General features: G+C 45.8%; 15 protein-coding genes. 1 reads left to right on the top strand and 14 read right to left on the bottom strand.

Annotation, left to right across the window (positions count from 1 at the left end):
- The 11 genes from NWE96_12055 to NWE96_12005 form a co-directional block, all read right to left on the bottom strand.
- On the bottom strand, positions 1 to 1614 hold the full coding sequence (locus NWE96_12055; GenBank protein ID MCW3984702.1) for an NADH-quinone oxidoreductase subunit M: 1614 nt from the start codon (positions 1612 to 1614) through the stop codon (positions 1 to 3).
- Between the two features lie 2 nt (positions 1615 to 1616).
- On the bottom strand, positions 1617 to 3548 hold the full coding sequence (locus tag NWE96_12050) for an NADH-quinone oxidoreductase subunit L (GenBank protein ID MCW3984701.1): 1932 nt from the start codon (positions 3546 to 3548) through the stop codon (positions 1617 to 1619).
- Positions 3545 to 3868 (bottom strand): NADH-quinone oxidoreductase subunit K, encoded by a 324-nt coding sequence (locus NWE96_12045; protein MCW3984700.1) that lies wholly within the window; start codon positions 3866 to 3868, stop codon positions 3545 to 3547. Before NWE96_12045 ends, NWE96_12050 begins: the two co-directional genes overlap by 4 nt.
- Positions 3869 to 4324, bottom strand: a complete 456-nt coding sequence (locus NWE96_12040) for an NADH-quinone oxidoreductase subunit J (protein MCW3984699.1) — start codon at positions 4322 to 4324, stop codon at positions 3869 to 3871.
- Positions 4321 to 4770 (bottom strand): 4Fe-4S binding protein, encoded by a 450-nt coding sequence (locus tag NWE96_12035; protein ID MCW3984698.1) that lies wholly within the window; start codon positions 4768 to 4770, stop codon positions 4321 to 4323. Before NWE96_12035 ends, NWE96_12040 begins: the two co-directional genes overlap by 4 nt.
- Positions 4771 to 4774: 4 nt before the next feature.
- Entirely contained in the window at positions 4775 to 5782 is a 1008-nt protein-coding gene (locus tag NWE96_12030; protein ID MCW3984697.1) for an NADH-quinone oxidoreductase subunit H, read from the bottom strand.
- A 5-nt stretch (positions 5783 to 5787) separates the two neighbouring features.
- Positions 5788 to 7362 (bottom strand): NADH-quinone oxidoreductase subunit C, encoded by a 1575-nt coding sequence (locus NWE96_12025; protein MCW3984696.1) that lies wholly within the window; start codon positions 7360 to 7362, stop codon positions 5788 to 5790.
- Complete coding sequence (locus NWE96_12020) at positions 7352 to 7858, bottom strand: NADH-quinone oxidoreductase subunit B family protein (GenBank protein ID MCW3984695.1); 507 nt, start codon at positions 7856 to 7858, stop codon at positions 7352 to 7354. Before NWE96_12020 ends, NWE96_12025 begins: the two co-directional genes overlap by 11 nt.
- Entirely contained in the window at positions 7855 to 8187 is a 333-nt protein-coding gene (gene ndhC, locus NWE96_12015) for an NADH-quinone oxidoreductase subunit A (protein MCW3984694.1), read from the bottom strand. The genes NWE96_12020 and ndhC overlap by 4 nt, the downstream gene beginning before the upstream one ends.
- 371 nt (positions 8188 to 8558) lie before the next feature.
- A complete protein-coding gene (locus NWE96_12010) occupies positions 8559 to 9662 on the bottom strand; it encodes an ABC transporter ATP-binding protein (GenBank protein ID MCW3984693.1) in 1104 nt (367 codons plus the stop codon).
- 51 nt (positions 9663 to 9713) lie between these two features.
- On the bottom strand, positions 9714 to 11402 hold the full coding sequence (locus NWE96_12005) for an ABC transporter permease subunit (protein ID MCW3984692.1): 1689 nt from the start codon (positions 11400 to 11402) through the stop codon (positions 9714 to 9716).
- Positions 11403 to 11658: 256 nt separating this feature from the next.
- Here NWE96_12005 and NWE96_12000 point away from each other — a divergent pair, with 256 nt between their 5' ends.
- Positions 11659 to 11919 carry a hypothetical protein gene (locus NWE96_12000; protein MCW3984691.1) on the top strand — a complete coding sequence of 87 codons (261 nt, stop codon included), beginning with the start codon at positions 11659 to 11661 and terminating at the stop codon, positions 11917 to 11919.
- A 22-nt stretch (positions 11920 to 11941) separates the two neighbouring features.
- Here NWE96_12000 and NWE96_11995 read toward each other — a convergent pair whose 3' ends face one another.
- The 3 genes from NWE96_11995 to NWE96_11985 all read right to left on the bottom strand — a co-directional run bounded on the left by NWE96_11995 (position 11942) and on the right by NWE96_11985 (position 13529).
- The gene (locus NWE96_11995) at positions 11942 to 12595 is read right to left on the bottom strand and encodes a Snf7 family protein (GenBank protein MCW3984690.1); all 654 of its coding nucleotides are present in this window, start codon (positions 12593 to 12595) and stop codon (positions 11942 to 11944) included.
- Between the two features lie 211 nt (positions 12596 to 12806).
- Positions 12807 to 12980, bottom strand: coding sequence for a hypothetical protein (locus NWE96_11990; GenBank protein MCW3984689.1), 174 nt, complete (start codon positions 12978 to 12980; stop codon positions 12807 to 12809).
- A 57-nt stretch (positions 12981 to 13037) separates the two neighbouring features.
- Positions 13038 to 13529, bottom strand: coding sequence for an Lrp/AsnC family transcriptional regulator (locus NWE96_11985; GenBank protein ID MCW3984688.1), 492 nt, complete (start codon positions 13527 to 13529; stop codon positions 13038 to 13040).
- Positions 13530 to 13787 lie beyond the last annotated feature (258 nt).

Raw genomic sequence — 13787 nt, 5'->3', positions numbered from 1 at the left:
TTATGCCACCGCTCCGAATGTTACTGTTTGAATTAGTTGCACAAAGAATGTTGGGTAAATGCCGATCAAAACGACCAGCACCACCAAGATTGCCAAAGCCGCCTTCATGTAGTTCGGTATATCCGTAATCTTGTGTCCGTGTCCTTCTGTCACTGGCGCTTCGGGTTGGCTTTGGTTTGCGTGAGCATCGTGGGCAACTTGTACGGCTCCTTGTTCGTCTTTAGATTGCCCAAAGAAAACTTTGGAGATAAATCTCAAAGAATATGCTAATGAGAACACGGTTGCGATTAGCATCAACGCAGTGGGAATAATGTAGAAGCTGTCTATTTGTATGATTTGAAACGCACCCATGAAGATGAAGAATTCACTAATGAAACATGCCAATGGAGGCGCACCTGCTATGCTGAGGGCGGCAATCATGCCTGAGACAGCAGAGAAGGGCATTTTACCTGCTAAGCCGCCCATTTCGCGGATGTCTCTTTTCTCTGTTTGGTGCATGACGCCTCCTGCGGTGAGGAAGAAAAGCCCCTTGCTGGCTGCGTGCGTAATGATGTGCAGTACGGTGCCCACGATTGCGAGAGCGATTGGAGATGCTAATGCTACGGTGTTGCCGCTGGCTAATGCTGCGGGGAATAGGGATAAACCGAACATGGTGTAGCCCATGTGCGCGATGCTTGAGTACGCTATGACGCGTTTTATGTCGTTGGCAACCAACGAAAGAAGTGAGCCGAAGAATGCTGTGACTACGCCGATTATGGATAGCGCGTAGAGGAAGTAAGTTCCAAACGTGAGCCCAACTGAGGGGAAAACCATACCGAAAGATAAGCGTAAGATTGCGTATGCTCCTGCGCTGATGATGACACCGCTGAGGAGAGCGGACATCGGTGCGGGGGCTTCTGAGTGCGCGTCAGGGAGCCACATATGAACTGGAAACACGGCCATTTTTACTGCGAATCCGCCAGTTAAAGCGATTAGAATCCATTTTGCGACTTCCGAGTTAGCTGCCGTAGCCAAAATGCCTTGGGCGCTAAGCATGTCGGTTGTTCCTGTGAGCCAGTAAGTCGCACCGATACCCAACAAAACAAAAACTGCGCCTGCGTGCGTGAATATGAAGAGTTTAAGGGCGGATTTGTAGCTGTTGCGGTAGCCCCATTCGCCGACTATGAAGTATGCGGGGACAAGCATGAGTTCCCAGCAGAAGTAGAACAATATCATGTTACTGGTTAGAAAGACGCCGATTAAGCCGACGCTTAGCATGCAGAGCAGTGCGTAGTAGACGGGGAGGTTCTTTTTGCCCGACATGTAGTTGACTGAGTATATTGCAGCTACGAAGATGAGAACTAAGCTGATCATTGCTACTGAGACGCTGATGCCGTCCACGTAGAGGGTGAATTCAGTGCCGTTTAGTTGGGGTATCCAGGTGTAGGTTTCAGTGTAACTGTGGTCTGCGCCCTGAATGTAGGGGATAGTCATCGCTAAGAGAGCCATGTTGATTAGGGCGATTGCGGCAACTATGCCTGCGGCGGCTTTGGTGGATTTCTTTCCCGCTAAATATACAAAGGGAATGCTGATTGTTGGGATAGCGAATACAGATAGTAATAGAGGTAGCGACATTTTTAGAGTCCTCCGAAACCTACAGTTAACACAATTAACACCATAATCAAGATGAAACCAAGCACTGCCGCAGCGATATAGTTTCTAAACGAGTCCGACGGCCCCTTCTTGAGAACCATAGCATGTCCGGGTTCTGCTGCGTCACTGATGTCTGAACCCATTTTGTCAGGGATGCGTCCGAATAGGGCGTTTTCGAAGCGGGTAAGCGCTAAAGAGAAGCCGTTGATGCCTTTGGCGATGGCATAGTAGATGTCGTCTAGGAAATATGCGTGGTTTAGGATGAAGCTTATTGGGTTTTTGCCAGCTGCGATGTTGCGTATACCCATGAAGTTCTTGTAGTACGACGCGTAAGCCAAAAGGAATGTGGGCAAGAGAAGCAGCAAGAATATTGGTGTTTCAGCACTTGTGAATGCCCCCAGAACTGTGTGTTCAAGTTCAACATGCATGAAGGATGCGATGTATGGTTGTGCTACACCCCAAATGATGCAGAAAAACGCCAAAACCGCTGCTGGAACTAGCATGACTTTGGGTGCTTCATGAATGTGAATCTTTGAGATATACTCTGATGGTTTACCCATGAAGACCAAGCTGAACATGCGGACACAGTAGGCGAAGGTGATGGCTGTTGCGGCGAAGATGAGGATAGTTTGGATTAGGTCGCCTGCATCCATGACGCTTGTTAAGATTAAGCCTTTGCTGAAGAAAGCTGCAAACGGAGGCAATCCGCTTGTGGTAACAATCATGATAATCATTAAAGCGAATGTTAGGGGCATGGCTTTTTTGAGTCCACCCATCAATCGCATGTCTCTTGTACCCAACGCGTGGATGATGCCGCCAGCGAGTAGGAATCCGAGGCCTTCGAAGAAGGCGTGGCTGACCATGTGGAAGAGGCTTGCGAACCATCCTGTAGATAGGGCGACTTCGGTTGTGTGTGCCATAGCGGTGCCTAACCCAGCCATCATGAAGCCTATCTGGCTAACGGTGGAGTAGGCGAGGACTCCTTTGATGTCTGTTGTTACTAAACCAAGTGTTGCACCGATGAAAGCGGTTATAACGCCGATCCATGCGATGGTTGGGAACCAGTAAGGCTGTAACGCAACTATCAGCGCAGGTGCTGCTGCAAAGATGAGTATGAATCTTGAAAGCAAGTAGATACCTGCTTTGACCATTGTGGCAGCGTGCAGTAGGGCGCTGACTGATGTGGGAGCTTCCATTGCACTGTAGAGCCATGTGAAGAGTGGGAACTGCGCGGATTTTGCTACGGCGCCGCCTAAGACGAGAAAAGCGATTATAACCATTAGGTCGGTGTTGAAGGCGCCTGCTTGGATGTTTGAGATGATTTGGTGAAAGCTGAAAGTTTCAAACATGTAGAACAATATCGCGATTGCGGCGAGGAGCATGATGTCGCCGATGCGGGTCATTATGAAAACTTTGACACCTGAATGGATTGATTCGGGTTTTTTGTACCAGAAGCTAATCAGAGCGTAGCTGCATAAACCGACCATCTCCCAGAATATGAACATCTGGAGCATGTTATCGGAAATGACTAGGCCGATCATTGAGCCGATGAAGAGTAGCAAAAGGTAGTAGTATCGGGTTAGGCCTTCTTCGCCTTTCATGTAGCCCTGTGAGTACACAGTGATGATTATGGCAAAGAACGCTACGAGGCAAGTGAATAGGACGCTCAGTGAATCTATGTATACTCCTGCTTCGACGAAGCCTGAAATCCATGGGATGGTGTAGGTGATGGCTTCTCCTTCGCCTGACAAGACGCTGGGAACCAATGAGAACGCCAATACGCCAACTATGCCTGCGATGGCTATAACGAAGTAGTTACGGGCTTTTTCACTATACTTGGCGATGACTGGGACAAATAGGCTTGCGATGAGAGGGATAACCCAGACAAACCATGCTGAGAATTCTTCGAGCATCATTGAGCTTCAACCTCGCTTTCTTCTTTCTCGGCGTTCTCCTGCATTTCTGCAATTATCTTTGAAAGGTCACCTGTCCCGTAACGCTTCGAAACCAAGACAAGCAACGCCAAAATTACGGCGCTAACAGCGGTATCTACTGAAAAAGCTAAGATCAGGAGCGCTTCGCCTAAACCATGTGGAGAAGCAAGCATAACGAAGTTCAGGGTGGCCGCTGTAGCGATTAATTCGATTGAAATAAAGACCTTGAGTAGTTGACGATTAGTTAACAATCCATAGATGCCGATTGCCAGCATTATAAGAGCTAAGATTACGAAGTCCATCTACTTCTTCCTCCTCTCATAGAGCACTATAGCAATTCCCAGGGCAATCGTTAAAATCACAAGTGCCTGCAACAACACATCAAAACCGCGCAGATTCCAAAGGGCTTCTCCGAAGTCAACGTCTATGCCCAAGTTTTTTTCTGTTGAAACTGAAAGAAAAATAGCAGGCAAAGACAGAACGACACCTGCGCCGATTAAGCCTGCAGTTTTGGCGGGCGAAGCTTTTTTGATCTGTTTTTCACCCAGCATCTCACTTGAAAGGAACAGGATAGCTAAGGTGCCCACACCAACAGCAAACTGGAAAATTGCGGCAAATAATGAGCCACTTAAGGCATAGATTATTGCAGTAAAGAAGAAAATGCCTGACAAAGCAGCCACAGAGTAAACTACTTCGTCGAGAAAGAGGGCAAGTATAGCTGAAATAATCAAACCGATAGCTAAGATTTCGAAGATCATTGTGAGGCCCCCTTTTTGTATTCTGGCTTCATAACCAATGCACCCTTGTCGGTGGTTGCTAACTCGAAGAGGTCACTTTGTTTAATGGCTTCTCTGGGGCAGCTTTCAACGCATTGATAGCAGAAAACACATTTGTTCAAGTCGATTTGAGGACGCTTTTTACCATCTACCTCAACTATTTCTATAGCTTTTGCAGGGCAGTCTCTGACGCAGACACGGCAGTTTGAGCCACGCATGGCTTTGATGTCCACTCTGAAGTCTTCACCGCATCCGAAGTCGATAGCGTTGCAGGCTTTGATTTCATAGACCAGTTTACCTCTGCTTTCCGCAGGCAACGTTGGTCTCACAAACGGGTACTTTGTTGTTGCGGGTTTGGTGAATAAGTGAGATACCGCTCGCTTGAATATTGGAGATATCCGCGATTTTGACTTCTTCTTTTCTGCCATCTGTTTACACTCCAATTCCTAATGGATGATACACCCAAGTTACCAAAGCTACAGTTAACATCAGCGAAAGCAGTGCAGCAGGTAGGAGGATTTTCCAGTTGCCAGTTAAGACTTGGTCGATGCGTAAGCGGGCAACTACAGTGGTGATGTATTCGCTGATGATGACTACGAGTAGAAGTTTTAGTACGAACCACAGCGTGTAGAAGAACCAGTCTAACCCAAAGAACACTGGTCCATTGGATCCGCCTAAGAACAATATGACGACTAAGGCTGAGCCGAACACAACTTGAACGTCGCGTGTTAAGTGAAGGAACGCCAGTTTAGCACCTGTATATTCGGTTTCTAAGCCTCCGACGAGCTCGGATTCTGAGTGGGGTACGTCGAAGGGGTCACGCTCCAACTCAGCCTGAATTGTGATTATAAACAACACAAACGCCCACGGAGCCAACAAAACAAATGGGATAACTTGGCTCCCAGCTATCGTGGCAACGTTTAAGCTACCAGCAATAAACGCGGGTGCCAATGCAAGTATGTAAAGCGGAATGTCGTAACCCAAAAACTGGGTTAAGACTCTGGCTGACCCGATGGTGCCATAGGGGTTAGCTGAAGCCCAGCCAGCCATGAACAAAAGAAAGTTCGCGATTGTTGCGAAGGTTAGAATGATAATGAGGTCGCCGTCGAAGCCGCCTGTTGAGAGGACACTTGCACCGTCGATTGGTAAAAAGCACATGGCAAAAACCATGATGGCAAAAGCTAAAAGGGGAGAATAACGGAACACAATTTTTTTGGTGTCTCTTGGCTCAATGTCTTCCTTTGTGAGTAGTTTGATGAAGTCTGCGAGAGGTTGAAGTATACCGCCAGGGCCAGCTACCATTGGACCAACGCGGTTTTGTATGCGTGCTTCAAGTTTGCGTTCCACCCAATCGCAGAACAACGTCAAGAACAGGATGAAGGTGAAGCCTGGAAAAACCAGAATTCGGAAGATAAGCATTGGGTCAAGGACGAAATCCATGGGTATCACCTGTCAGTACATGAGAAGCAAGGATCCAAGCTCACAAAGTTGCTCGGAACATCAGCTATGCTCTCGCCTATAGCGGTTTTTAGGAATGACGGAATGTTCGCAAATGTTGGTGTACGGATTTTTACGCGCTCAGGCATGTCGGTACCGTTGCTCCTTACATAATAGAAGAGTTCCCCTCTTGGGGCTTCTAAACTGCAAACTGCTTCGCCAGCAGGTATTGAACGGGCTACGTCAACTTTGATTGGACCCGCAGGTAAGTGGTCAACTGCGTATTCAATGATGTTTATGCTTTCTTCAACTTCATCCATACGCACGTTCATTCTTGCCCAAACATCGCCGTCAGTGTAAACGATTTCCTTGAAGGGTATATCTTTGTAGGCTTCGTATGGCTGGTCTTTGCGGACATCCATGTCCACGCCTGAGCCTCTTGCAACTGGACCCACAACAGAGAGCTTTAGCGCGTCTTCTCTGCTTAATGTGCCGACGTCTTTCATGCGAAGCCGCAATGTGGGTTCTTCGAGGTAGATTTTTCGGTAGAAAGGTAGCTTTCCACGCAGGTCTGCGAGTACGGATTTGATTTTTGGGATTTGCTCACTTGTTATGTCTCTTCGGACGCCGCCAATGGTTATGAGCGAGCCGTACACGCGGTTGCCGCTGGTTAATTCGATGAGGTCCATGATTGGTTCTCGGTCTCGCCAGAAATACTGGAACACGGTTTCGTAGCCGATTTCTAAACCTGCGTGACCTAAAGTTAAGAGGTGACTGTGAAGACGGTTGAGTTCCATGGCGATGATTCTTAGATATTTTGCACGTTCTGGTACAGAGGGTTTTAAGATTTTTTCTACCGCGCCAACGAATCCGTATGCGTGAGCGGGGTTACAGATTCCGCAAACCCGTTCAACTAGATATATGTCTTGCAGGTAGGTTCTTGATTCGGTTGTTTTTTCGATGCCGCGGTGAACGTAGCCGATGCGGGGTTCAACCCTAGTAACGGTTTCTCCGTCGACGGTAACTGAGAATTTTTCGGGTTCCAAAAGCGCTGGGTGCTGGGGACCTATGATTATTTTGACTTGTCTGCCTTCAGCGGGTTTGTTAGCTTCACGTTCTGGAGTGGGAACCATCTTAACATCTGAAAGTTTTGTGTCTTTTCGTAGGGGGTAAACGCCGTCTGGCCAGTTTTCTGGGAGTACGAAGTGCCCGTTGAATTCGTTTCCTACGAAAACTACCCCCATGAGGTCGGTTACTTCGAGTTCGTGGAAGGTGGCGCCAGGGTGGATGTCGACTACACTTTTGATTTTTGGGTTCGCCCTTGGCACTTCTGCTTTGATTGTGAAGAATGATTTTGCGGTGTGAACATGGTAGTAAACACCCAAGTTTTCACCAAAATCCAATCCAGTAATGGATGTTATACCCGTCTTTTCGTCGACATCAATCATGGCTTTTAAGACATCATAATGTAAGCCGTTGTTTGCAACAAAAGAGGCTTCGCCATTTACTCCTTTTTGGATTTGGACCTTATCTCCGAATTTGGATTCAACTAAACTGATAAAATCTACATTGCTACTGGACAACTTGTTTTACCTCCTCAACTACTGGAGCAGACTCGGCTTTTGGGGCTTCAGCCTGCTTTTGTTTTTTCTGCTTAGGCGGGTTGATGGCGTTGAGCAACTTTACAACTCCGTCGATGATTGCCTCTGGACGCGGGGGACAACCCGGTATGTAAGCGGTAACTGGAATGACTTTGTCGACGCCGCCTACGACACTGTAATTTCCTTCAAAAACTCCACCGCTGCAGGCACATGCGCCGATTGCGACGACGAATTTAGGTTGCGGCATTTGATCATAAACGCGTTTAAGCCGTTCTGCACATTGCTGTGTGACAGCACCTGTAACGAGTAACACATCAGCGTGACGTGGGGAGGGTTCAAGTTTTATTCCGAAACGTTCCACGTCGTATTTCGGTGTAAGCAGAGCAACAATTTCTATATCGCAGCCGTTGCAGGCGCCAGAGTTAAAGTGAAGAACCCAAGGCGACTTTACACGGGCCCATGTTTTTGTGTCAGTCACTGGTCTTTACCTCCCTCTACTAGGACTACGCCAGCAGTCAGAAGTATGCTTAAATAGAGAATTAACAGCAAAGGATTTGCTGCTGAGAGGGCAAAAGCCGCATATGCTAACACCAGAACTGAGGCGTCGAAAATCACGAAGTAAATCAGGTACTTATAGAGTGAGACGTTAATTTTCAAACCCTGAAAGCAAACTTTTTCACCACAGGCATAGGCAGCTTGTTCGTTTTCACTTATGTTGGTTTTAGGCGCGGACTTTTTTCCTATGATATAGATTGCGAAAGTTGCGATAAAAATTAAAACAAATGCGACGAGCGCTTCAACAATCATGCTGTTTTCTCTCCGTTAAAGGTCTTACTCATCAAGTCTGCCTCAAGGGAAGAGCCAATTTGGCACTTGTTATACCCGAAAGCGTTTAAACTAATGTTATTAAGGGTTTCTGAAAAACAACTAGACAAATGAACAGCAGCGTCGGACATTGCTAATGGGTGAATTGACGAAGAATCGCCATGTTTCCACATGGTTCCTAGCATACTCTCTCCCATCCGCATCTGCTAATTGCTCTCCTATACTGCCCCGAGATTGTTCACTAAAAGCACTACACTTGCATTTAAATTTTGAGAAAACAAACAGTTAAAATTTCATGTTTTCTTCAAAGATTCAACGTCTAAATTAAATCATACAGCAAAATGTGCAGCGGTCTACACCGAGATTTCATCGCTTAACCCATTCTCAGGATAAGGAAAGAGATGTGCCTTTTCTATTGGGTAAGTGATTGTTACATCTTGACCAATGCTAACCCATTCTTCAGCTAAAGAAGGACGACTAATTACAAACCTATCACCGTTTATCAGCCTGACCTCATATCGGACCACTGTTCCCTCAAAGGTGGTTTTCTCGATTTTACCCTGCAACCCGTTCTCTACTTTTATGTGTCCGCTCTTCATTTCGCAAGTTTCAGGTCTGATAGCTAAAACAACGCGCTCATTTAGTTTTATATCTCGTTCGTTAATCGCGTTTATCTTTAAACCCTGCCTCAATTCGATGGAGGCTGTTTTTCCTTCTAAAGCTGTTATGTAACCCTCAACAAGGTTAGATTCACCGATGAAGAAAGCCACAAACAAACTGTTGGGATGCATATAGAGTTCTTTTGGAGTCCCAATCTGAATGATTTTTCCTTTCTTCATAACCGCGATTCGGTCGGAAATTGACATGGCTTCCGCTTGGTCATGAGTTACGTGAATGGCGGTTAATTTTAGGTCTTTTGCCATTCGGCGAATTTCGTACCGGATGTCGTTGCGGACTTTGGCATCGAGTTGCCCCAGAGGTTCATCCAACAGCAGAGTTTTTGCACCTGCAGCCAATGCACGTGCTACGGCTATGCGTTGCATCATGCCGCCGCTGAGTTCACTTGGGTAAGCATTCAACCTCTCGTTAAGCTTGACAAGTTCAAGCACTTCATGCCCTATTGTTTCTGCCTGCTTTGCATCATAGTTCTTAACTTTTGGACCGTAGAGAACATTGCTCCAAGCAGTCATGTGAGGAAAAAGGGCAAAAGTTTGAAAAACAAATCCGATATCGCGGTCTTCTGGAGGGTCTTTGTCGACTCTTCGGTTGCCGATATAGATTTCGCCACCGTCAGGGTCAATCAGTCCAGCTATAAGTCGAAGAAGAGTAGTCTTGCCGCACCCACTGGGGCCTAATAGCGAGAAGTATTCTTGGTCATGGATGGTTAAGCTGACGTGGTCTAAAGCGTAGATTTTTCCATATTTTTTAACGACGTTAACTACTTTTACTTCTGGCATAGTACTTTTTGTTCTCCTGTTGAGTTCGGTATGTTTTTGTTTGTAAGCATGCTAAAGCTTTTCCTTTCTGGTTAAAAGTCTCAAGACGAGCAGAACTAGGAAGCTAAACAGAATCAGCAGTCCACAAGCTAATCCCACAGTTAATGGTGTGACGCCTTCAATCGGCGCAATTGTTCCTCTTACTGAATTTACCCAGTTAACTATCAAAACAGGCGCAGTTTGCAACTTTGTAGCTACAGCTAAGGTAGCACCTGTTTCACTTACGCTTCGAGTTAAAACTATGATTGCGCCTGACAGAATTGAATACTTAGTTATGGGCCAAACAATGGTACGGAAAACCGTTAGGGGCTTTGCACCCAACGTTTTAGCGGCTTCTTCCATGTCCACGTTAATTCGTTCCATAGCAGCCGACATTGAACGGACGAAATAGGGATAAGTTATCGCTAAATGAGCAAAAACCAGCAGTAAAAACTCTGGAACCCCCGATAAATTTGACCAGAAAAACTTTAGTGAAACGCCCAATGCGATTGAGGGTACTATGATTGGGATGTTAATTAGGGTGTCAAGGATAGTGGATAACCATTTGCCGAATGTTTTACGTGAAATTAAGATAGCCATGGGCAAACCTAAAGCGATACCCAATACAGTTACTACAGCAGCTAAACCGTAAGACAACGTGAGACTTTGCCAGAAACTAGCCCAGATACCTGCACCCGTAAACGCTTCAACCAAAGTGTTCCCCGTTGCGATTGCTTGAAAAGCAGGCAAAGCCACAAACATCGAAGGAATCAACACGATAAATAGAAAAACCGCTAAAGCGATACTGTTTCGGGTCCATGCGCCAGTCTTGTAGCTGATTTTCTTCTCAAACGTAGGCAATCCGTGACCGAAGGGAAGCTTTAGTCTTTGCCCAACTACACGGATTAGTACAAAGATGATTAAGGATGCGACGATCAGTATGAGGCTTGCAAAAACGGTGGCGCCTTCATAGGTTCCTTGAGTAATAGCACCGCTTTTGAATTGATTACTTACTGTTTGCATAAAAACTGGTCCATTGAGAAAAACGCCTGCTGCAACTATGAAAGTGGCACCAGTTTCCGAAAGCGACCTTGCAAATGCTAAAGTGTAAGCTGCGATCAGTGAAGGCTTAATAATGGGGAACGTTACGGTCCGAGAAGCTGTTAGAGGGGGCGCGCCAAGGGTTCTGGATGCACGTTCATACTCCATCTTGTAATCAAGCATTGCACCGACAACGACGCGAACTACTACGGGAAAAGAAAACGTGAAATGCAGAACCATAACAAGGAGCCAACCGGGGGAAATAAACGGTTGTCCAAACAAGTCAGATATTCCGCCGCTTGAACTCCAGAACAAAAGAAGCGAATAACCCAAAGCAGCAGTAGGCACAACAAAAGGCAAATCAGCCAAAGTATCCAGAACAGTTAACCATCTTGATTTTCCGCGTGTGATAAGCCACGCTAGCGGAACCCCAGCCAACAGGTCAAGAGCTGCAACAACCAAACCGATGATAAATGAAGCTCCGATGGCGCCTAAAGCGGTGTTCATCAACTCAGGGTTGTCGGCGATTCTTTCTAGGGAGCCCACTTTGGTTAATATGCCAATAATTGGGGGGATTAAGATTAAGGCAAAAAAGATTATGACCGCGGAGAGGTAGAGCGTGTACTTTAGGGGCTTTTTGGAGGATAACCGATTAAGTGTGTTTGAGGCTTTGCTAAGCAAGGTGCCGCTCCTTTCGTTTACGCACTGTTTTGCTCTTAAAAAGACTCTTAATTGGGGGTTCCACTATATTAGTTGTTACATAGAAAGGGCGTCTTCATTCATAGTTTTGACTATTAATATATAGCCTCCATAAAACGAAAAACGCAACCAACTTCCAGAGACGATGCTTGTTCCATCAGTCTGTACCCACAGAGGCTTAAATACGGTTTTCCCGCTATGAGATATCATACTACTTCCACTGCAGGTAATGTCTAAAATGGCAGAATCAATAAGAGACATAATTTGTAAGGACTTAAGATTCGGTATAACAGTAGTTCACCCTAACCGCGCAACAAAAAACTGCCACATACGGAAACTACTAATCGAGTATTACCTAAACGACTTCACAACCCTTCTGGTTATCCCACGCTCATGCAGTCGATGCCCAAAAATGGATGATTGCACAGACGAGTTTATCCTCCAAATAATCGAAAAATCAACTCAAAGAAAAGAAGAAGACCACCACTTGGTTCTTTAAAAGTGGAGGGGGTATCCGAAGGTTAGGCTTGGATGCTGGCCTTTTTAGGCATATAGGGTTCAGCTTCTACTTCGGGCAACCTATCCTTTAGGCGGCTTTCGGCAGCGATTTCTGCCTCCTCAAGAATCTGCAACGCATCAGCACTCGCCATAACGGTGTTCACCTGCAAATCCTGGCTCTGATTGGTTGAACCAACGATATCAGATAGCAAGTTGCCGATGTTGCCGAGTTCTTGGCTTGCTTCAGGCATTATGCTACACATTTCCGAGCGGACATTGTTAAGCAAACTTTTTGCAGGACTCAACACAGCAACAACATCACCTAACTCGGAAACGGTGCTTAGGCGCATCGAAACACTTTGGAGAGCAAGCGAAGCATGAGAGAGCATCTTTTCAACTTTACGTATCTCAGAAAGCTCAGTCGCTAGGATGTTTGCCCGCGCTTGGTCTCTTTGCGCCATAGCTTTCACGATGCGGTTAAAAATCTCAGCGTCCCGATTCTGGAAACGCACAACCGCGGCGTCAAGCGATTTAGTTTGCGCATCAAGCCGCTGTGTAACCATTGTTATTTGTTCCTTTAAGTTAGTTGATGGCTGACCAACATTCTTTATCTTTGAAACCAAAGACTGATCGGCTGGTTCTTTAGGTTTCCATCTGTCTGTAAAGCGTCTAACCAAACATGTTCCCCAACACCCAACTTTCGGTTCAGTGATAAAAGACTGTTCGCAAAAATAAGTTAAACCACAACGCTACTGGATGAGGCATTTTTATATTTATCTATAAAACAGCAACATCTCTACTCCATGACTTTACACCAAAAACCATAACCCGCCATGGAAAATTGTATTTAAGCAAAAACAAAAATCCACCACTAAAATCCGGGCGTGGCTACTCTTTGTTGAACCATTTGAGGTACCACTTAAAATTCTCGCACGCATCATTTGACGGACAAGCCAAGCAGGGGAATTCTTTGCCCGCTTCGTCAACTAAATCAGCTATTTTCTTTTTTGCATCTTCATTTAGCCCCATTAACTCGATGCGCCGTTTGAATTCGCCACTCAACACTAAAACCCTATAGGGTAACAAGCAACGGCGAATAAAAAACTAACCGTGTCAAGGTTAAACGTGCATCATAGCCACTACAGTCGTGTGGGCTTCTTCGATTCCTGATACTTTTTCGTGAATCAACTCCACTGCCCGCGTAAGTTCCTCTTGATTTTTTGCTGATAGCGGCACAATCAAGTCGCAGGGTCCAAAAACTACATCCGCAGAAATCACGTTAGGGAACTTGAGCAACTCTTTTTGAACGCGCTCAGCTTCTTGTGGTTCAACGTTAAGAAACATAAACGCCGAAGGCGGCCGCGAATAGGCAGGGCCCTCAACCGCAACGATGTAGGTCTGGGATTTGGATAAGCATTTTTTGTCTCCGCCAATCATGCGAATCGACGTGGACCATTTTTTTACGAATTCCTTTAGGTTTTTTAGGTTATCTAACTTGATGAATATGTCTATTGGTCCATAGAGTAGGGATATGTTTCCTTTTGGGATGTCCATGGCTAAAAGTTTCTCGATAAGTTCGTTGTAGTGGCCTGCTTTGCAGGTTAAACCCATATACGCTCTCAGAAAGACACCAATATAATAACACTACTTGGACGTAAAAAACTATCGATAATAGAGAAACAAGGGAAAAACCCTTGTTGCATAAAAAATCGGTGTTTAAGAGGTTATGATGCCGATTTCTGGTTCGGGAGTGGCGATGCTGATTTTTCTACAAATCAAATTCAACGACTCCTCAGTAAAGTTTAGCATGCTTTGACCGTCACTGGTTAAACTGTAGACTTTACGTGGACGCTCAAAACTCATATTCCA

The organism is Candidatus Bathyarchaeota archaeon (genome assembly GCA_026014685.1).
GTDB lineage: Archaea > Thermoproteota > Bathyarchaeia > Bathyarchaeales > Bathycorpusculaceae > Bathycorpusculum.
This window is presented reverse-complemented; position numbering and strand designations above follow the sequence as displayed.